The following is a 20,604-nucleotide window of genomic DNA, read 5'->3' on the forward strand; positions in this document are numbered from 1 at the left end:
TTTCATCAATCCATCTCAGGGAAAACCCTGCAAACAATTCTACTCAAAGGAAAAAACATGGCGAAAATACCCGCAAGAAAGCAAGTGAACAAGAAATATGTCTGGAACGCGGAAAGCGTATTCAAAACCCAAAAGGATTGGGAGGCGGCGCTCAAGGCGGTGATCGACGACATCCCCAACGTGAAAAAATTCGAGGGAAAGTTGGGCGAAAGTCCCGATACCCTTTACGACGGCATCAAAGCAATCGAGGATATTTCCCTCCGCGCGCAGACCGTTTATATGTACGCCCAATTTGCCTATGCAGTGGATACAACCAACCAGGCTTCTGCCGGGATGGTCGGCAAGGCACAGGGCATGGCCGGGCAGGTTTCCGCGGCGGCTTCATTCCTCAATCCCGAACTCCTCTATATCGGCAGGGAAAAGCTCGAAGCATGGATGAACTCGAACGATAAACTTGCCATTTACCGCCAATCCTTCGACGATCTTTTCCGCCAGCAGGCGCATGTGCGTTCGGCAGAAGTGGAGGAGATCCTCGGCATGACGGCGGAACCGTTCAGCGGACCCTCGACCAGCACCAGCATGCTGGTCAACGCCGATCTCAAATTCGAGCCTGCGAAAGACAGCAAAGGAAAAAAGGTGGAGATAACCCAGGGTAACTTCTATTCGACGCTGCTGGAACACCCCGACCGCAAAGTGCGCCAGAGCGCTTTCGATAATTATCACGACAAACACATCGAGTTCAAGAACACACTGGCAACGAATCTTTCCTCTTCGATCGCGGCGAACGTATTCAACATGCGCGCGCGCCGGTTCGATACGACCCTGTCCGCCTCGCTGTTCAATAACAACATCCCCGAGGAAGTATTCCACAACCTGATCAACACCTTCAAGAAAAAACTGCCGGTCTGGCACCGATATTTCGAGATCAAACGCAAGGCGCTGAAATTGAAAGACATCCAATATTTCGACATCTGGGCACCCATCGCAAAAAAGAAAGTCCCTGTCTCATTCGAGAAGGCGGTTGACCACATCAGTGACAGCCTCGCCCCACTGGGCAGGGAATACGTGGAAGCTTTACGCCAGGGCTGCCTCAAGGACCGCTGGGTCGATTCAGCCGTCAATCTCGGCAAATCGAACGGCGCGTTCTCGTACGGCTCACCGAAGACGCATCCTTTCATAATGATGTCGTTCACCAACGACATCGGCAGCATGAGCACGCTGGCGCATGAACTCGGCCACTCGATGCACTCGTTCCTGACGTGGAAGAACCAGCCTTACGCCTACTCGAGTTATTCGCTTTTCGTGGCGGAAGTGGCTTCGAACTTCAACCAGGCGATGATGCGCGCCCATTTGCTCAAGACCATCAAGGATAAGAACTTCCTCATCGCGCTGATCGAAGAAGCCGTGAGCGGGAACTTCTTCCGCTATTTCTTCCAGATGCCGACGCTGGCGCGCTTCGAACTGGAGACCCACCAACGCGCCGAGCGCGGCGAACCCCTCACCGCCGATTCGATGCAGAACCTGATGGCGGACCTGTTCAGCGAGGCATTCGGTCCAAAAGTGAAGATCGATCGACCGCGCGTTGGCATGGTCTGGTCGACGTTCTCGCATCTCTTCGCGGACTATTATGTGTATCAATACGCCACAGGCATTTCCGGCGCCCATGCCCTATCTGCCAGAATCCTGCGGGGCGAACCGAACGCGACTGAAGATTACCTCGGTTTCCTCAAATCCGGCTCATCGAAATATCCGCTGGAAGTGTTGAAGAATGCGGGAGTGGACCTGAGGACGCCAATTCCCGTCGAGGAAACCTTTGCCGTGATGGAAGGGTATATCGACCGTTTGGAGGAGTTGGTCGGCTAGTTTCGCAGGCACCAAGTCCGACAGTCTGAAAGTCAAGTCATTACGCATCACGGATTACAAACCGGTAAAACGTGATGCGTAACCATGTATAATGTGAGCATTAACCCATAAAAGTAAATCGGAAATCAATAGATGGCTCAAACACAAATCGCATGTCCTCGTTGCAGACAGATGATCCCCGCCAACGTCGAGCAGTTGTTCGATGTGACCGCCGATCCGCAGGCAAAACAAAGATTATTGGGCGGGCAGTCCAATTACGCGCGCTGCCCGCACTGCGGCTACCAGGGGCGGCTTGCCACGCCGGTGGTGTATCACGACAACGAGAAGGAACTTTTATTGACGTTCTTCCCGCCGGAGTTGGGCTTGCCGGTCAATGAACAGGAACGGATGATCGGTCCTTTGATCAAGCAGGTGATGGACCGCCTCCCGCCGGAGAAGCGCAAGGGGTACCTGCTCAAGCCGCAAGCCAACCTGACGTTCGAATCCATGATCGAGACGATCCTGGGGAAAGACGGCGTGACGCCTGAAATGCTCAAGACCCAGCAGGAACGCGTCCAGTTCATCGAACGGCTGATGCAGGTCACAACGAAGGATGCGCGTTCCGAGATGATCAAACAAAACGAGAAGATCATCGACGAGCAGTTCTTCGCGCTTTTCAGCCGCATCGCCCAGAGCGCCATGGGCAGCGGGCAGGAGCAAATGGCGCGCGCGCTGATCGATATCCAAACCCAACTTCTGGAGGAAACCGATTACGGCCGTCAATTGAAAGAATCGGTCGGGGAGTTGGAAGCGGTGCAACACGAATTGCAGGATGCGGGCCAGGGATTGACGCGCGAGAAACTGCTCGAGTTCGTCCTCGCTTCGAAAACGGATGCGAGACTCCGCGCTTATGTATCGATGGCGCGGGCGGGCATGGATTACGTCTTCTTCCAGACTTTGACCGAACGAATCGAGAAAGCCCCCGCCGAAGAAAAATCACGCCTCGAAGAAATCCGGGAGAAACTGCTCGGTTTTGTGGCAGACCTGGATAAACAGGTCGAAGCGCGCTACAAGCAGGCGCAGGAATTTGTGGAATCCCTGCTCAAGCAGGACGATATCGAGAAAGCAGTGACCGCCAGCTTGGACAAGTTCACGCAGGACTCGGTGGATATCGCCCAGCAAATGCTGAGACAGGCAACCGAGAAGAACGAATATGAACGGATGGGCAAACTGCAAAAGATGATCCAGGTCCTGCAAGCAGCCAGCGCGCCGCCCGAGATCGCGATCATCGAACAACTGCTGCAATTGCCAGATTCCGCCGCCGTCGAAGCGGCACTGACGCAGAATCCCGATATCGTCACACAGGGGTTGCTGGATACGCTCACCGGACTCGCCGGACAAATGGAGTCGCAGGCGGATAACCCCGAAGCAAAAGCGATGGGAGAGAAATTGAGCGAGGTTTATAAAATTGCGCTCAAGGTTTCGATGAAGAAGAACATGGGTTAGGAAAAATCCAAAAGTGACAGTCACCTCGCAGGTGACTGTCACTTTTTAAGCATCCCCCACAGGAGACAATTTTTCTTGTAAAATCGGCAAAAGGGAACTTTATTTATGACCACTCCAGACATTATCAGACAACTTGTACAGCGTTTTGAAGAACACAAAGAAACCTACCGTTCGGGCAGGTACAACGAGACGCAACTCCGGCGTGAGTTCCTAGACCCGTTCTTTGAGGCGCTGGGTTGGGATGTATTCAACAAGCAGGGCTATGCCGAGATGTATAAGGATGTGGTGCATGAGGATAGTTTGGAGATCGAAGGGGAAAACAAAGCCCCCGATTATGCCTTTCGGATCGGCGGGCAGAGAAAGTTCTTTTTAGAAGCCAAGAAACCTGCCGTCAAAATAGAAACAGATATTCACCCTGCTTTTCAATTACGGCGTTATGCCTGGAGCGCGAAATTGCCGCTCAGTATCCTTTCGGATTTTGAAGAGCTTGCCATTTACGATTGCCGCGCCAAGCCCGATAAAAAGGACAAGGCTTCCACCGGACGGGTCAAGTTATATTCGTATAAAGATTACATCGAGAAGTGGGACGAGATCGCAAACATCTTCTCGCGTGAAGCGGTATTGCGCGGCTCTTTCGATGCCTTTGCCGAAGGCACGAAGCTCAAAAAAGGCACTGCTGAAGTGGACGATGCCTTTCTTGCCGAGATCGAACGTTGGCGCGATCTGCTGGCGACCAATATCGCCATCAAGAATGAATCGCTTTCGGTGCGTGAGTTGAATTATGCCGTGCAAATGACGATTGACCGCATCGTCTTTCTGCGCATTTGTGAAGACAGAGGCGTTGAGAGGGATGAACAGCTCAAAGAGATTAGCGCAGGCTCGGGCGTGTATGAGGCGTTATGTCAGTTATTCAAAAGGGCAGACGCTAGATATAACTCCGGCTTGTTCCATTTTTCGGAGGAGAAAGACGCCTCCAGCCCGACCGATAGCCTGACTCTAACCATCAAGATTGATGATAAACCGTTGAAGGACATCATCAAGAATTTGTATTACCCTGAAAGCCCGTATGTCTTTCGAGAAATTCCGGCGGATATTCTTGGGCAGGTGTATGAACGCTTCCTCGGCAAGGTGATTCGACTCACCGCCGGGCATCGAGCCAAGGTGGAAGAGAAGCCCGAAGTGCGCAAGGCGGGCGGGGTGTATTACACACCGACTTATATTGTGGAGTACATTGTCGAGAACACGGTAGGCAAGCTGCTGGAAGGCAAGACCCCCAAGGAAGCCGAAAAACTGCGCGTGCTAGACCCGGCTTGTGGGTCTGGGACATTCCCATTGGGGGCGTATCAGTATTTGCTGGACTGGCATTTGAAATGGTATATGAACAATGAGCCGGAGAAATGGGCAACGGGCAAGAAACCCGTTATTTTCCAAACCAAAGACGGCTACAGACTCACCACCTCAAAGAAGAAAGACATCCTGCTTAACAACATCTACGGCGTAGACATTGACCCGCAAGCCGTGGAAGTGACCAAACTCTCGTTGTTGTTGAAGGTGTTGGAAGGCGAAAGCCATGAGACCATCGGCTCGCAGTTGGCGTTGTTTCAAGAGCGAGTCCTGCCAGACTTGGGCAAGAACATCAAATGCGGTAACTCGCTGATCGGCAATGATTATTATGAGGGACGGCAATTGACCATGCTGGTGGACGAAGAAGAACGCTACCGCGTGAATGCCTTCGACTGGAAAGCCGAGTTTTCGCAGGTGTTCATTCAGGGCGGCTTCGATGCCGTGATTGGAAATCCGCCGTATATTCGTATTCAGACATTACAAGAAAGCTCCCCCATTGACGTGGAGTTTTTCAAGAAACGCTACGAAGCCGCCAGCAAAGGCAACTATGATATTTATGTAGTCTTCGTTGAGAAAGGCTTGGACGTTCTCAATAAGAATGGACGTTTGGGCTTTATTCTGCCACATAAGTTCTTCAATGCTCAATATGGCGAACCGATTCGCGGTGTGATTGCCAACGGAAAACATCTTGCCAAAGTGGTGCATTTTGGCGACCAGCAAGTCTTTGAAAGTGCAACGACTTACACTTGTTTGTTATTCCTAGATAAAACAGCGAGGGAAGATTTCGAGTTTACAAAGGTTGAAAACCTTGCAGATTGGCGCGTTTTGCAGGCTCAGACATCCGAAGTCTCAGAGACTTCGGATGTCTCTGGCATGATTGATGCCAAGCAAGTGACCAGTAATGAATGGAATTTCTCTGCTGGAGGAAATGCCGTTTTATTTGAAAAACTTGGACAAATGCCAGTAAAGCTCGGAGATATAAGTAAAATCTTTGTTGGTACGCAAACAAGTGCAGATGATGTTTTTGTTCTTGATGATTGCGTAATTCAAGGTGATTTGGTGGAAGGAACTTCAAAATCTCTTGAAAAACGCGTCAAAGTCGAAAAAGACATTCTTGTTCCTTTTTTATATGGAAAGCAAATCAGAAAATACCAACCAGTAAATACAACTTCTTACTTAATTTGCCCTTACGACATTACCAGAGAGCGTAGCAAGCTTTTTGATACAGCCAAAATTAAAAAATTCCCGAAAGCTTTTTTGTATTTAGCTGAGAACAAAGAAGCATTAGAACAAAGAGAGAAAGGGAAATTCAAAACTGCTAATTGGTATGCTTTTGGCTATCCTAAAAGTATGAACTTCTTTCAAGTACCAAAACTTATCGTCCCTGATTACAACAATGCTCCATCATTTACTCTGGATGTAGATGGAAATTTCTATAAAACCGGTTATGGTGTAATACTTGAAGAAACCTCTCTAATATCACCTTTATATGTCTTAGGGTTGTTAAACTCTAAACTGCTTTTCAAGTTTTTGCTATCTATTGGGACAACATTACGTGGTGGATACGTCCGGTTTTGGACACAATTTATAAAAAACTTACCCATCCGCCCGATCAACTTCGACGACCCCGCCGACAAAGCGCGGCACGACAAACTGGTCTCGCTCGTCGAGCGCATGTTGGCATTGCACAAGCAAAGTCCACGCACGCCGCAAGAACAGGAAATGGTCAAGCGCGAGATCGAGTCCACGGATAAGGCAATTGATACTTTGGTCTATGAGTTGTATGGGTTGAGTGAGGAAGAGATTCGGATTGTGGAGGAGGAGAAATGAAACGTTTCTTCCAGAAACTTCTTGAGTGGCTTCGGATGTTTTTTGTCATCCTGTTCGATGACGATGAAGATCGCAAGGAATATAAACGTCAAGAAGAACGATTGGAGCAAAAACAGGGATGGGAGCAAGTACCTCAACGAACAACAGAAATTGCACGACCAATCGAATTGGGAATATCAAGCTCTGACAAGCCTGAGTATCGAAAAAGCAAATCAGTTCTTACCTACAGGGAAAGCATCTTGCTTCGTTCCATTCGTAGTGCCGTTGCAGGCGAATACACGATCCTAATGAAAGTTCGGATGGGAGATTTCCTCTGGCTGGCAAACGAACCAAATGATCGAAAGTTTCATAACAATCAAATTCAATGCAAGCATGTTGACTTTCTGTTGTGTGATAAATTCAAACTTGAACCTTTGCTCGTAATAGAATTGGACGATAGCAGCCACAATAAATACGATCACGTCGAACGAGATAATTTTAAAGATGAAACATTAAAAGCCGTCGGTTTACCTGTCATCAGAATCGAATTGCAAGAAAAGTATGATGCTAGTATTTTGCGAAAGCAAATTCTGGAAAAGATAGGTAACCATAAATGATTTACCTAAATATAGCTGTGGATAAAATAAAGCACGACAATCTGGTCTCGCTGGTCGAGCGCATGTTGGCATTGCACAAGACCCCCCTCCAGTCCCCCCTAAAGGGGGGAAGAACGCCGCAAGAACAGGAAATGCTCAAGCGCGAGATCGAAGCGACCGACAAGGCGATTGATGCTTTGGTCTATGAGTTGTATGGGTTATCTGAGGAAGAGATACGGATTATAGAAGGATAAAGACCTGACAGGTCTCCAAGAGGCGTTGGTCGGAGAGAGGTCATGTCCGCGCATGGGTTGGGGTCGGACGAGTTTCCGATGAGACCTGTCAGGTTTGGAGATGGGAATTATGAGCTAACGAGGTTTCATAAACGTAGTATCATGCAAGAAATAATGAAGCAGGCGCTAGATAAGGGTATTGAATTAAGTTTGTTTCGGATGCAGCCCAACGATGGTTAGCGTATAGATAAGCAATATCTAGCATATGCTGACGAGCGGGGTCTATAGAATTCCGAGGCGCTGCTGATACCAAGGCAGTCTTTGTTCTTATACTGCTTGAAGAAACAGAACTAGCGACCAAGAATAGGGCAAGCAAGAACTTTATTGTGCCTTTTTTACTGAAAAATAGGATGTACATATATTCCTCCAATATTTTTATCTCAAACTGGCTGTATCAAACGAAGAACAAGTTTTTATCAAAGACTATGGGAAATCCCATTAATTTTTTATGATGTACATGTGAAAATCGCGGACAAGGATCGCACTGCTTCCTTTTCGTCGAGTGGCGCAACCTTGTTATTTTGGCTTAATTAGTACAAGATAGCCATCAAGCCCAAATTCATAAACTTGAATACCATATGAAGTGATTTTTGCTATGCGAGGGGATTTATTAGTTTCGCTATTTAGGCAAGTGAAATGATAAGCGTCAATCCAATGATGTAAACGGCAAACTGACTGGACGGCAGTAGGTTGATGAATTGCTCCTAATTTACTACTTGTGCTCGTATATATGAAATGTCTGCTATCAGGGGACCAAGAGAATGTTGGTTGCACATCTTTTCCGATATTTTTCGTATCGCCAGTAATAAGATTTGTTATAAAGAGGGAATCGTCCGGACTGGATCCGCTAATGCCCCCGTAAATACCCCATTGTCCATCTGGTGAAATCTCAAAATACCCCCAACCGTTTCCCGGCATTGGGGAAACGAGCGGCAATTTAAGGGAGGTATCTGTATCAATGATATATTTCCATAGTGTGTATCCAGGGAAATTGTCATACGCCTGGCTTTCATAAACAGTATCCGGATTGGCGATAACTAAGCTTCTCGAATCTGGAAACCACGACAAATATGGGAATGGTACGGTTAATGTGCTGGGTCTATATGGCAAAATATTTTCACGAATAATTCCCCCCGTAGAATATATCTTCACTCCATCCTGTGTTCCAACCGCAATCATTTCACCATTTGGGGAAATCCGAACATTTTTATTATTGCTATTTTGTTGATAACTTAAGCCCAAAGATGCTATTTTGTTAATTCCCCTATTATCGATATCCACAATGGATATATTTGAAAAGCACAGTGTTTTAAATTCTTGAGACGCGCATAAAAATGTTTCCATGAATAATTGGTGCGTGTATGGCAAAAAACTTAGTTGGCCTATTTTTTCGCCAGATTTATAAGGCACTGACCAATCGATGAGTATTACGTTTTTATCGCCATCTATGTTGGTTGCGTATATTTTATCAATACCCCCTTCTCGAAAAAGAACGACTATCTCATTGTCGTCTGAAATTAAATAACCATAGGATTCTTTTTCGATTTGGGTTAACTTGATTGGGCTATCCTCTCCATCCTGAAAATACAGGTGGCTGTCCTTTTTGAAAAGCACAACATACCCATTCAAGGGGAAATTGGGAAGAATTGCAGGCAGTGGGGTGGCAGCCGCTGTTGCTGTTCGAGGCGCTGACGAAGGCGGTGGTGTAAACCCAGATGGAGTATTAGTTGGCAATGCGGTCCGAGCGACTGGCAGAGGTGTCGTGGTAATCGTGGCTGGTAATGTATTAGCTGGCAATGAAGAAGGAACGGGCGATTCAGTCCCCGCGCTAAATCCCCCTCCGCAAGCGGACAGGAGCAGCATCAACAAGAGAAAGCAGGCGTGTTTACAAGGTCTCGGTAACATTGTCTGGGATAACCTATTCATGTTGTCCTTTATTTGGGGGTAAGTTTCTTCCCCCATTGACTTGCGCGGCTAATCTTAGCGCAGGCGTGTATCAGCTTATCGGCAAGCGGCTTCTGTGAATTTATTCCATAACTTTTTTCACCTGATTTCAAGCCCTTTAAATAAATCGCTTTCCACCTGCCTGCCCCCATTGACCAAACTGAACGCGCGATAGAACGTCCCTTGCATTGCAAGGATGGGAGCAGCGGAATCTTCGTCCAATTCAGCGAGCCCGCCTAATGAAGCCAACTGGCTTTTATGACATTGAATCGCCCGCCAGGCGGCGCGACAGTATTCCGTCGTTTCGATGCGGGTCGTGACCATCCAATCCTTCCATGCGTTTTCGCCGCGCATCTGGCTTCCAACGGGAAAAGTGATCTCGCCGATATAAGGCGTGACGGCGTCCACGAACGCTTCGTCATCCACCATGTAATACAGTTTCGAAACGCGATGCGGGGGCAGACCTTCGACGTCTTTGTAGGATGAATCCGCGGCGCAGACGATGGCGGCATTGGTAAACTGCCCGATGGCGATGTGATCGGGATGACCGTAAATGCCGTCGTGCGGGAAGGTCACCACCACCTGCGGCTGGATGCGCCGGATATGTGTGACGATCCTTCCAATTGCCTCAAGCGGATCCGCTTCGTCGACGTGACCGTCGAGATAATCGAGGAAGAACAGGCTCGTCATGCCGAGTTCTTTGAAGGCGCTGCGAAGTTCCGCTTCGCGAATCTGGCCGAGTCGCACCGGACCTGGATCCTGCTCTTCGGGACCGAACCAGCCGCCCTCCCCGCGCGAGGCGCAGACGAGGTGAGTCTCCACGCCCTGCGCAGAATATTTCGCCAGTGTCCCGCCCATACCCATGGATTCATCATCGGGATGCGCAAAGACGGCGAGCAGTTTGAGATCAGCCATGACGACTCCTAAAAATGTGACAGCCATCTGAAAATGACTGTCACCAAAATTTATCGCTGTGAAGTTTTTTGCAGGGCTTCGGCGGTGATGTTGAACGCTTTGGCAAACCCCGCGACATAACGCCCGCCTTTTGGCGTGATGCGCCAGAAACTGAAATCGGTCAGGCTGAACAATTGCTCCGATTCGGGGAAACGGGCAAGGTATTGCGCTTTCAGCGGAGTAAAACCCGGCTCGCCGTTCTGTATCGATTCGGCCTTCCCGCGAATCGAAACGCGCGCAAGAGTCTGCGGGTCGGCACGGCCGTCGTCCGTTTCGCAGATCATGAGGGAGACGCGGTTGTCCTTTTGCATGTCCACTGTATGCTGGGCGAGACGGCTGACGAAAATATAAAATGCCGAAAAATCCCCGTTATGTATGAAGGCAACCATCGAGACCTGCGGAGACTCGTCGCGCAGGGTGCCAAGGGAGGCAATGCGGGCATTGCGGATGAGCTGGGCAAGCACTTTTTCTGATTGAGCATCCATGATTCCTACTCCCCGACCGACGGGTTATCGAGGCGCAAGCCGTGACCGCGCACCGTGTTGATGTATTGATGTTCCGGGTCGAGCACAGACAGCCTGTCGCGCAACCGGCGGATGAGCGCATCGAGCGCCTGGTCCGAAACGCCGGCGGTCTGCTCCTCGCCCCATACTTCGCTGACAAGACTGGCGCGTTCCAGAACCTGGCCATGGTTTTCATACAGGACCCATAATAATTTGAATTGCTGGGCAGATAAAGGCGGGCTCAATTGCTGCTGGTTCACCCAAACCTGGCGGGATTTCTGGTCCATGATCAAGCGCCCGCCGCGCGGACCGTTCTCAGCCAGCGGCATTGTTGCGTCGGAGGTGAGAAAAGTAAACTGCTGCGCCAGCGCGATGCCGAACGTGTCGCCGTCCTGCAGCATGATGGGACCCGTGAGCTCCGTCCCGTTATGATTCGTCCCGTTCTTGCTGCCGAGGTCTTCGAGTGTAACGCCTTCCTGCGTGGGAGTGATGCGCGCATGAAACCGCGAGACCTGCCGGTCCTGCACCTGCACTTCGCAGCTCGGGTCGCGCCCCATCATCAGGGTTTTGCTCAACGTCCAGCGCTGCCCCTTCAACGGACCATCCTGAGCAATAAGAATGGGAAACTCTTCTTCACGTTCCATAATCTCCTCGTCGGTTCGCTGCAGCAGCACAAGTCTGCAGACATGTGCTACATTATTACAAAGCCGTTTATAATATAGCAGAAAAGCGGGATTCTGTGCATGATTGTTTCGCATCACTTCATTTGGATGCGCGGTGATATACGCCGAAACCATCACCGGGATCGTTCACAGCCGCTTTAACAAGAAGGAGAAGGTTTGTCCCCATCGTTAACGAACGGGGAGATCCTGCGCCAGCGCTACGTCGTCCAGGAACAGATCGGGCGGGGCGGCACAGGCAGTATTTACCTTGCAGAAGATACCCGTCTGCAAGGCCGATTGTGCGCGCTCAAGGAAGTGGAGCACAACCAGGCTCTCCCGGAAGAAGTCCTTGCACAAGCCCGCGAACAATTCTTTCGCGAGGCTTCCGTGCTCGCGCGCCTCGACCACCCGAACCTGCCCAAGGTATCCGATTTCTTTTCGGTGGAAACGCGCGATTATCTCGTCATGGATTTCGTTCCCGGCAAGGACCTGCGGCAGTTGATGCAGGAAGCGCGGCGCAACAACACCTTCCTACCGGAAAAGGACGTGCTGGGCTGGGCGGTTCAGATCGCGGACGCGCTCGATTATCTCCACCGCCAGGAACCGCCCATCATCCACCGCGACATAAAACCGAGCAATCTCAAACTTACGCCGAGCGGGCTGGTCAAACTTGTGGATTTCGGCCTGGTAAAGATCATGGCTCCCGGCGAAGTGACCATCACCGTCATCCAGGGGCAGGGAACCGCGCTGTATACGCCCCTCGAACAATACGGGGGCGACGACACGCACACGGATTCCCGGGCGGATATCTTCTCTTTCGGCGCGACTCTTTATCATCTATTGACGAACGAACCTCCCGCCGAGGCTCGCAAACGGTTCCTGACCAGCCGAAGCCTGACTCCCCCCATCGACATCAACCCACGCCTCAGCCCATCCGTGGAAAGAGCCGTTTTATGGGCGATGTCCCTGCACCCGGATGACCGTCCCGCCGATGTGCTGACCTTTCGGGATGCACTGCTCGGCAAGACAGAAACGCCTGTGCAAAATCAAATCGACCGTTTCGGGTTCGAAACGCCTCAATTCGACATCTTCTCGCAGGAGCAGATCGCAAGTTATATCGCGCTCGGTTTGTTCCTGGTGGGGTTGATCGCTACTGTAATTCGGTAGGTTGAAGAGCCGCTTTTTCGAGCATCCTGCAAAACGAGCAATACCCCGGCGCGGACGTGGGCTGCCCGCACTTCTCACAAGGATGCAGTTGAGTTTGAGCTGCTTCTTTCTTCACAAACAATTCCCCGCTTTGCCGCGCCTCCAAAAAACGCAGATAGAAGGTCAGTTTTGTGCCCGGGCGGACGGTCTCCAATTGATTCAACGCTTCTTTATAAAATATCTGGGTCGAACCTTCCGCAAATGGACATTCCTCATAGATATACGCAATTCCCCTGGAGATGGCATACGCGGTCATCTCGCGCTCGTAGAAGCGGCACAAGGGCTTGACCTTGCGCGCCAGCCCCTCCATTCCAGGCAGGACGGGTCCCTGCCGTAAGAGATAATCCGGTTCCCAATGCAGGGTATTTCCGAACAACACCGCGGCTTCATCGTCGAGGTTATGCCCGGTAGCGAGCACATCGTAACCGAGGTCGCGCGCGATACGGTTCATCTCGTGACGTTTGGTCAAGCCGCAGACGGCGCAGGGTTTGCCGTGCCCGCGATGGCTGACCTCCGAAAGCACAGGGATGGAATGGCCATATTCCTTTTCGATATCCACGACATGGAGTTTCAGGTTGTTGTTTTTGGCAAATTCATCGGTAAGCCTGTGAGACTCGTCCGAGTAGCCGATTCCCCCATCGATCCCCAGACCGAGGTAAAGCCCGTCGGCGTTGTATCCAAGCCGAACCAGGATATCCCATAGCGAAAGCGAATCCTTGCCGCCTGATACCGCCACGAGGACCTTCTCGTTCCGTGTGAACATGTTGTACTTCTTGATGAAACGTTCGGTCTGCTCCGGAATCCATTCAAGGAAGTGCTCACTGCACAACGCCATGCGATGCTGGCGCATATTGACCGAGGCTTTTTCGCCGCACTTCTTGCATTTCATGTCAACCGCCCGAAATCACAGCGACCAGTTTTATCACTTCCCCATCCTTCAAGATCTCATCTTCGGTGATCAACTCCCCCTCCCGCGTGGCAATCACCGATTCCGCGACGATATTGCATTTCTTCAACGCGTCCAGTAAAGCCATCCCGGCTTTGACCTCGTATTCCTTGTTCCGCAAAATGAGCTTGACGGGCATCCAGACTCCGAAAGGACTGCATTCTACCATTTATCTACTTGAAGGCACGCGCCTGCTTTGCCACATCGTCGAAATGCAACTGGTCGTGATAGATCCCGATGCGCAGGGTGACGATCAAGTTGCACCAGCCGAAGAGCGGATCGTACAAGTAAAGATTTCCCAACACATCCTCGTCCTTGCCTTCATAAAATGCGCGGACGTTCGCATGCAGATCGCGAAGTTCCTTTTTCAAAGCATCGAAGGGCACAGGCTTCCTTGTATTGTAGCGGGGCGTCCACATGAAGCCGACCCATTGAGGGAATTTTGGACAGCGATACAGGTCTTCGATCCCGGTATCATATGGTCGTTTCCTGCGCAAGCGACCGTACCAACCCAGATAATTCCACAAGAACCTGACTACCGGATAAAACGAAGCCATGAGCAAATAATTATGGTCGAGAATCTCGCCGATGCTCCACTCTTTTGGAGCGGGTCTGTGCCAAAGCTGGGTATCTGTCAGTCCACCCAGTGAGATGAGAATCGCCTCTCTCTGACGATCCATCAGGTCGAGATATTCTGGAACTACAAGATTCATTTTGATTCCTGGGTGATCTCTATCAACTGTCCGTCCGGGTCGCGCAGATAAGCAGAACGACCCCAGTAATAATCCTTCGGGGCGACCTCAGCCTTCGACCCGCCTGCCTGCAACTCCGCAAGGGTTCCATCCACGTCTGCAACAGCGAAGGCAATGTGGTCTTCCGGGGGCAAATCGCCTTCGCCCGCCTCATACATCTTGTGAATGAATATCTTTACTCCTGCGTTCATGAAGATCGCCATATCCGGCGATTCAGCGACGGGGTCCGTCCCGAGCAATCGACGATAAAAAGCGGACATCCCTGCGACATTGTTCGTAAACTTTGCGATCTCAATAAGTTTCATTTTGCTCCTCTAAATCAACTTACTGTTTATCATCCAATCAAAATTATTAACCGACCGTCCTGATTTCCCTTGGCATATCGGAGAGACTCTCCGCGCCGTTTTCGGTAATCACCATGTTGTCTTCAATTCGCACACCGTTGCGATTGGTGAGGTAAATCCCCGGCTCGACGGTAAATGCCATGCCGGGTTCGAGAATCTGCATGTTGTCGCCGCGCATGTATGGCGCTTCATGTCCCTCCATGCCGATGCCGTGACCGGTGCGATGGGTGAAGTATTTTCCATATCCCGCCTTTTCGATGACACCCCTCGCGGCTTTATCAACATCCGCGCAGGGAACGCCGGGTTTTGCCGCGGCGCGGCCTCCTGCATTTGCCTCCTGAACGATTTTGTGAATCTTTTGGTATTCCTCATCCACCTCGCCGACAGCAAAAGTGCGCGTCAGGTCGGAGATATACCCATCGTACGCGGCGCCCCAATCCACGACGAGCAGATCCCCGGCTTGAAGTTTTCTATCCGTTGGAGAGGCATGCGGATTTGCAGAATTCGGTCCCGCAGAGACGATCGGCGCGAACGGCATTTCTGATTCAGAACCGTGTTTCAATAACTGCATCACCAACTCCGAAGCAACTTCGCGCTCGGTCATGCCGGTCTTTATCCTTTGAAGCGTCTCCTCCAATGCATCCTGCGCGATCTTCACAGCCCTGCGCATGGACTCCACCTCGGCTTTCTCCTTCCGCAATCGCAGTTCTGCGAGAACATCGGTCGCATCGGGGAAATCCGCTTCGGGGGCGCCTGCGCGGACATACCTGAATTCCAGCAACCGCAATTGCCGCGGTTCGACACCAATGCGTTTCGCATCCAAACCGAGGGATCGCACCGCCTTTGTAAACGCGTCATCCCATTCGGCAGGATTCTCACCATACGCCACGCCCTGTACCTTGAACGGAAACAAGTCCACTTTGGGAAGTTCGAGTTCAGGCAAGACCAAAACCGGGTCCCTGCCCGGAGCGACGAATAAAACCACGGGGCGTTCCATGAGATGAAAATTCAACCCGGTAAGATACTTCAGCGTAGGACCCGGATTCAGAATAACGGCATCCAGGTTCGAGTTCGAGAGAGAGGCGGTGAGGCGGTCGAGGCGGGAACGAGTCACAAGAGTCTCCATTCTCCTATTTATGTTTGAACTTTGAGAAAATCATGGTGATCCAATCCACAAGACATGGAAAAATCGCTTCAGTTGTGGTGGCAATGCGGAACCACCAGGGAATCACCAGGCTGCGCCGAGGCCGCTTGGCGACGTCGACGATACGACGCGCGACGTACGTTGATGACATGCGCAGCTTCAATTTATAACGAAACGATTGATAAGCAACGTTCGAGCCGATGTGTTTCCCAAACTCGGTGGAAGCAGGACCCGGATAAATCCCGCTGACCGTGATCCCAAACGGCGCAACTTCACGGCGCAACGCGTCAGTAAAGGCTCTCGCGCCATGTTTGCTGGCGGAATAACTTGCAATGAGGGGCGCTGCAATCAGACCCGCAACTGAAACCATGTTGATGATGTGTCCCTGCCGCCGTGCGATCATGTAAGGAAGGATCATCCGGGTGACACGCATCATGCCGATGAGGTTGACTTTAATCAAAAGGTCGATGTCCCGGTCCAGGCTGTGTTCTTCGTACCAACCCACCCTGCCGATGCCCGCGTTGTTGAAAAGGATATCGATATGGTCGTATAGCTCGATGGCGGTCTTGATCATGTTTTCGATATCGTCTGGGTTGACGATGTCGACCGGAATCGCTATCGCCTCACCGCCCGCGTCCTGTATCTTCGAAGCTAGGTTTTGCAGACGGTCGATGCGCCGCGCGGCAAGGATTACCTTGCACTTCTCCTCGGCAAACATCCTGGCGGCTTCCTCTCCAAAACCAGAAGATGCGCCGGTGATGAGCACGACCTTGTTTTCAAGCGGGATGGGACGAAAATTCATGAGGGGGATATTGTAAAGCGAAAAAAGAAACACAAAAAGAAAAACGCAAAACGGATTTGCCGGTCTGCGTTCTGTCCCTTTCGACATGTTGAAGGCAAATTCGAAGATTGCGCTTCGACCTCCGCCTCAGCCTTCGTTTTGTTCCTCGGCGCGTTTTTTGGGTTTGGGCGCTTCGATGATCGGATTCTTTCCCAAAGCGATCTCCAACACTTCATCCATGTGTTTTACCGGGATGATCTTAAGTTCGGATTTTGCCGTTTTCGGAAGTTCCACAAGGTCTTTCATGTTCTTCTCCGGCAGGATGACCGTCTTCAAGCCAGCGCGATGAGCGGCGAGAACCTTCTCGCGCACACCGCCAATCGGCAGGACGCGTCCGCGCAGGGTGATCTCCCCCGTCATGCCGACATGTTTATAGATGGGCCGCCCGGTCAGAGCGGAAATGATGGCGCTCGCCATGGTAATTCCAGCCGATGGTCCGTCTTTGGGAATGCCGCCCTCGGGCATATGGATGTGGATATCGAACCGTTCGAACACTTCCATTTCGATCTTGAGTTTCGCGGACCGGGACTTGATATAGGACATCGCCGCCTGGGCGGATTCCTGCATCACCTCGCCCATCTGACCGGTCATCTGCAAACCGCCCTTGCCTTCGATGATGGCAACCTCGACAGGCATGATCTCGCCGCCCGTTTCCGTCCATGCCAGGCTGGTGGCGACGCCGACCTCGTCAGCCCTCTCGGCTTCAGACGGGAAGAATTGCTGGGGTCCAAGGAGTTTATCGATTCCCTCCGCCGCGATGACAGTCGGATATTTTTTCCCTTCCGCTTTCAGGCGCGCTACTTTGCGGCATACACGGCTGATCTCGCGCTCGAGTCCGCGAACACCGGCTTCATACGTATATTCGCGGATGATACGCTGCAAGGCGCCGGGCTCAAAATTCAGGCCGGGATCTTGGATCCCGGTTTCTTCGATCTGGCGCGGAATCAGATAGCGATTGGCGATCTCGACCTTCTCTTCTTCGATATAGCCAGGGAATTCGATCACTTCCATGCGGTCGAGCAGCGGCGAGGGAATGCTCCCCAAGGAATTTGCGGTCGTGATGAACATGACCCTGGACAAATCGAATGGCAATTCAAGATAATGGTCGCTGAACGAATGGTTTTGTTCCGGGTCGAGCACTTCGAGCATCGCCGAAGCCGGGTCACCGCGAAAATCGGAATACAACTTGTCGATCTCGTCGAGCATGAATAACGGATTGGAAGTCCCCGCCCGCTTCATGGTCTGGATAATCCGCCCCGGCAACGCGCCGATGTAAGTGCGCCTGTGTCCGCGTATTTCCGCTTCGTCGCGCACGCCGCCGAGCGAGACGCGTACAAACTTGCGTCCGAGCGCATCTGCAATGGAACGGCCGAGCGACGTCTTTCCCACACCAGGCGGTCCGACAAAACAAAGGATCGGCTGGCGCTCCTTCTTCGGCTTGAGCGAACGGACAGCGATGTATTCAAGGATGCGTTCCTTGGCTTTCTTCAAACCGAAATGATCGCGCTCCAAAATCTTTGCCGCGTGTTTCACGTCGAGATTATCCGGTGTCGGGTTGTGCCACGGGAGATCGAGAATCCAATCGATGTAGGTGCGGATGATGCCCACTTCGGGAGCCATCGGCGGCATCTGGTTGAGGCGTTCCACTTCCTTCAACGCCACCTTCCGCGCCTCTTCAGGCAACGCCGCAGACTCCACCCGCTTTTTCAAATCGACCGCGTCGCGCGTAAAAATGTCGCCCTCGCCCAGTTCGGTCTGGATCTGTTTCATCTGCTCGCGCAGGTAATACTCACGCTGACTCTTGTCGACTTCGTTCTGCACGCGGGTGTGAATCTCATCTTCGAGCTCGAGGACATCCACTTCGGCGGCAAGCAGGTTGTTCAATTGTCCGAGGCGCGCCTTGGGGTCGAGAATCATCAACAGCCGCAGTTTCGCTTCGTAGGTAAGCCCGAGCGAAGTGGAGATCATATCTGCAAGCCAGCCCGGCTCGGAGATGTTCAAAGCAAAGACATGCGCCTCCTCGGGAATCGACCTGTCCAATTGGATGCAGCGTTCGAACTGATTCAAGACCGAGCGCATCAACGCCTGGGTCTGCCGGTCGGCGGACGTCGACTCGTGGATGATGCGCGCGCGCACTCTGATGTAAGGTTTTAGGCGGATAAACTCCACGATCTCCACGCGACGGCGGCCCTGCACGAGCGCGGAATGCGAACCGTCGGGCATATCGAGCAAACGCCCGACAGCCATCTCCACACCGATGGGCAGAAAATCATTCGGACCCGGTTCCTCCACATCGGGGTCGCGCTGGGTCAAACCGATCACGGTCTGTTCCTTGGTATGCGCCTCCTCCAATGCCAGCAGTGAAGCCTCACGCCCGATAAAGATCGGCGACACCATGCGCGGAAAAATGACCATATCCCGCAGCGGAAGCACCGACGCCTCGATCAAACCATCGGCCTTCGGCTCCATGTTTGGGATGCGGTACAGTTCCTCCGTCCGCTGCGAGAGGGTCAGGTCAAATTCATCTTCATTCCAATTCGGTTGACTCATCTAATAAATTCCATTTCGATTACGCTCCCTTCGCCGATTCCGGAGGCATGAGCGATGTTATCGATTTCCATTCTCTCATCACTTCCGCCGTCACGAACATCGATCCGGCGGATAATACAATGCTACCATCATTCGCGGACAAATCCAGCGCAAGCCGCAATGCATCTTTGACGGGAACCGCCGCCTCAGACTCCAACCCGGCCTGCGCGGCGAGACCCTGAATATGCTCCACGCTCAAAGCGCGCGGATGGTCTGCCCGCGTGATGATGATCTTCCTTATCTTCGATTTCATCTCCGTGAACATGCCGGGAATGTTCTTATCCTCAGACGCACCGAAGATGAGATAGACCAACCTGCCGGGGAAATGTTCATCCAGGGTTTCGCGCAATTTTTCGAACGAATCCTGGTTGTGGGCGGAATCAAAGATCACAGGCGGTTCGAGGCGGGCTACTTCAAACCGTCCGCGCCAATCAACCTGCTGGAATCCGGTTTTGATCTGCTCGTCTGTGATGGGAATCCCGCTGGTTTTCAGCGCAGTGTAGGCAGTCGCGGCATTTTCCACCTGGTGTTTGCCAAGAAGCGGGACTGTCAACTCCACCCTACCCCACGCAGCGCTTTTCAATTCCAATGTCTGACCATCGATTGAAGATCTATTTCGGACAAAATTTATATCCCGTCCGACCAGAGTGAAATCACAATTCCTCAAATTGGCTATACGCATCAGCACTTCCAACGCTTCTTCCTTTTGAGGGGATGAAACCACAGGGACAGAATCCTTTATTATTCCGGCCTTCTCCCCTGCTATGAGCGCCAGGGTATTTCCCAGCACAGCCATGTGGTCGTAAGATAATGAGGTAATGACCGAAATCTTCGGTATGACCACATTGGTCGCATCGAGCCTGCCGCCAAGCCCCACTTCGAACACTGCCGCATTAACCCCATATTTCTCAAATGCCATGAACGCCAATGCTGTCGTGATCTCGAATGTGGTCAGTTTTTCTATCGCTGCGACATGAGGCTTGATCTCTTCCACCAACTCCACCATCTGGTCATGCGAGATCGGCTGACCATCGATTCGAATCCGCTCGGTGTAATCCTCCAAATGCGGAGAAGTGTACAAGCCGGTCTTGTATCCCGCCGCCGTCAACGCCGATGCGCACAACGCGGAAACGGACCCCTTTCCCTTCGTCCCCGCCACATGGATGATGGGATATTTCGCCTGCGGATTTCCGAGAGAATCCATCAACCTGAACATGCGGTCGAGGTTGAAATCCGCCTTGGCAAGCTCGGACGAGTGTTTCAGGCTATAATCCACGAAGGAATAGAGATAGTCGAGGGCGAGGTTGTAGCGGGTTTCGATGTCCATGC

Annotated in this window: 18 protein-coding genes; 6 read left to right on the forward strand and 12 right to left on the reverse strand. The window is 51.7% G+C overall.

Going from position 1 to position 20,604, the window contains the following annotated elements:
- Positions 1–57 precede the first annotated feature (57 nt).
- The 5 genes from pepF (at position 58) to HS100_18070 (ending at position 7,351) form a co-directional block, all read left to right on the forward strand.
- Positions 58–1,863: an oligoendopeptidase F gene (gene pepF / locus HS100_18050; protein MBE7435825.1), complete on the forward strand. Its 1,806-nt coding sequence runs from the start codon at positions 58–60 to the stop codon at positions 1,861–1,863.
- A 132-nt stretch (positions 1,864–1,995) separates the two neighbouring features.
- On the forward strand, positions 1,996–3,348 hold the full coding sequence (locus HS100_18055; GenBank protein MBE7435826.1) for a hypothetical protein: 1,353 nt from the start codon (positions 1,996–1,998) through the stop codon (positions 3,346–3,348).
- A 105-nt stretch (positions 3,349–3,453) separates the two neighbouring features.
- Complete coding sequence (locus HS100_18060) at positions 3,454–6,522, forward strand: Eco57I restriction-modification methylase domain-containing protein (protein ID MBE7435827.1); 3,069 nt, start codon at positions 3,454–3,456, stop codon at positions 6,520–6,522.
- A gap of 35 nt (positions 6,523–6,557) precedes the next feature.
- Positions 6,558–7,118, forward strand: a complete 561-nt coding sequence (locus HS100_18065; protein MBE7435828.1) for a DUF2726 domain-containing protein — start codon at positions 6,558–6,560, stop codon at positions 7,116–7,118.
- 41 nt (positions 7,119–7,159) lie between these two features.
- A complete protein-coding gene (locus tag HS100_18070; GenBank protein ID MBE7435829.1) occupies positions 7,160–7,351 on the forward strand; it encodes a hypothetical protein in 192 nt (63 codons plus the stop codon).
- A 555-nt stretch (positions 7,352–7,906) separates the two neighbouring features.
- Here the strand turns inward: HS100_18070 and HS100_18075 are convergent.
- The 4 genes from HS100_18075 to HS100_18090 form a co-directional block, all read right to left on the reverse strand.
- Positions 7,907–9,316, reverse strand: coding sequence for a hypothetical protein (locus HS100_18075; GenBank protein ID MBE7435830.1), 1,410 nt, complete (start codon positions 9,314–9,316; stop codon positions 7,907–7,909).
- A 117-nt stretch (positions 9,317–9,433) separates the two neighbouring features.
- Positions 9,434–10,249, reverse strand: a complete 816-nt coding sequence (locus tag HS100_18080) for a PIG-L family deacetylase (GenBank protein ID MBE7435831.1) — start codon at positions 10,247–10,249, stop codon at positions 9,434–9,436.
- A gap of 50 nt (positions 10,250–10,299) precedes the next feature.
- On the reverse strand, positions 10,300–10,773 hold the full coding sequence (locus HS100_18085) for a pyridoxamine 5'-phosphate oxidase family protein (GenBank protein MBE7435832.1): 474 nt from the start codon (positions 10,771–10,773) through the stop codon (positions 10,300–10,302).
- A 5-nt stretch (positions 10,774–10,778) separates the two neighbouring features.
- Positions 10,779–11,435: an FHA domain-containing protein gene (locus tag HS100_18090; GenBank protein MBE7435833.1), complete on the reverse strand. Its 657-nt coding sequence runs from the start codon at positions 11,433–11,435 to the stop codon at positions 10,779–10,781.
- Positions 11,436–11,630: 195 nt separating this feature from the next.
- Here HS100_18090 and HS100_18095 point away from each other — a divergent pair, with 195 nt between their 5' ends.
- Positions 11,631–12,620, forward strand: coding sequence for a serine/threonine protein kinase (locus HS100_18095; protein MBE7435834.1), 990 nt, complete (start codon positions 11,631–11,633; stop codon positions 12,618–12,620).
- Here HS100_18095 and HS100_18100 read toward each other — a convergent pair.
- The 8 genes from HS100_18100 to HS100_18135 all read right to left on the reverse strand — a co-directional run bounded on the left by HS100_18100 (position 12,604) and on the right by HS100_18135 (position 20,602).
- Entirely contained in the window at positions 12,604–13,548 is a 945-nt protein-coding gene (locus HS100_18100; GenBank protein MBE7435835.1) for an adenine nucleotide alpha hydrolase family protein, read from the reverse strand. The two genes, HS100_18095 and HS100_18100, sit on opposite strands and share 17 nt — an antisense overlap.
- 1 nt (position 13,549) lies before the next feature.
- The gene (locus HS100_18105) at positions 13,550–13,744 is read right to left on the reverse strand and encodes a hypothetical protein (protein ID MBE7435836.1); all 195 of its coding nucleotides are present in this window, start codon (positions 13,742–13,744) and stop codon (positions 13,550–13,552) included.
- A 34-nt stretch (positions 13,745–13,778) separates the two neighbouring features.
- Positions 13,779–14,318: a DinB family protein gene (locus HS100_18110; GenBank protein ID MBE7435837.1), complete on the reverse strand. Its 540-nt coding sequence runs from the start codon at positions 14,316–14,318 to the stop codon at positions 13,779–13,781.
- Positions 14,315–14,662, reverse strand: coding sequence for a VOC family protein (locus tag HS100_18115; protein ID MBE7435838.1), 348 nt, complete (start codon positions 14,660–14,662; stop codon positions 14,315–14,317). The genes HS100_18110 and HS100_18115 overlap by 4 nt, the downstream gene beginning before the upstream one ends.
- Before the next feature lie 46 nt (positions 14,663–14,708).
- Positions 14,709–15,827: an aminopeptidase P family protein gene (locus tag HS100_18120; GenBank protein MBE7435839.1), complete on the reverse strand. Its 1,119-nt coding sequence runs from the start codon at positions 15,825–15,827 to the stop codon at positions 14,709–14,711.
- A gap of 4 nt (positions 15,828–15,831) precedes the next feature.
- The gene (locus tag HS100_18125) at positions 15,832–16,647 is read right to left on the reverse strand and encodes an SDR family NAD(P)-dependent oxidoreductase (GenBank protein MBE7435840.1); all 816 of its coding nucleotides are present in this window, start codon (positions 16,645–16,647) and stop codon (positions 15,832–15,834) included.
- Between the two features lie 126 nt (positions 16,648–16,773).
- Positions 16,774–19,155 (reverse strand): endopeptidase La, encoded by a 2,382-nt coding sequence (lon, locus tag HS100_18130; protein ID MBE7435841.1) that lies wholly within the window; start codon positions 19,153–19,155, stop codon positions 16,774–16,776.
- A gap of 100 nt (positions 19,156–19,255) precedes the next feature.
- Positions 19,256–20,602, reverse strand: a complete 1,347-nt coding sequence (locus HS100_18135) for a bifunctional folylpolyglutamate synthase/dihydrofolate synthase (GenBank protein MBE7435842.1) — start codon at positions 20,600–20,602, stop codon at positions 19,256–19,258.
- Positions 20,603–20,604 lie beyond the last annotated feature (2 nt).

The sequence above is a fragment of the Anaerolineales bacterium genome (genome assembly GCA_015075725.1).
Classification (GTDB): domain Bacteria; phylum Chloroflexota; class Anaerolineae; order Anaerolineales; family Villigracilaceae; genus Villigracilis.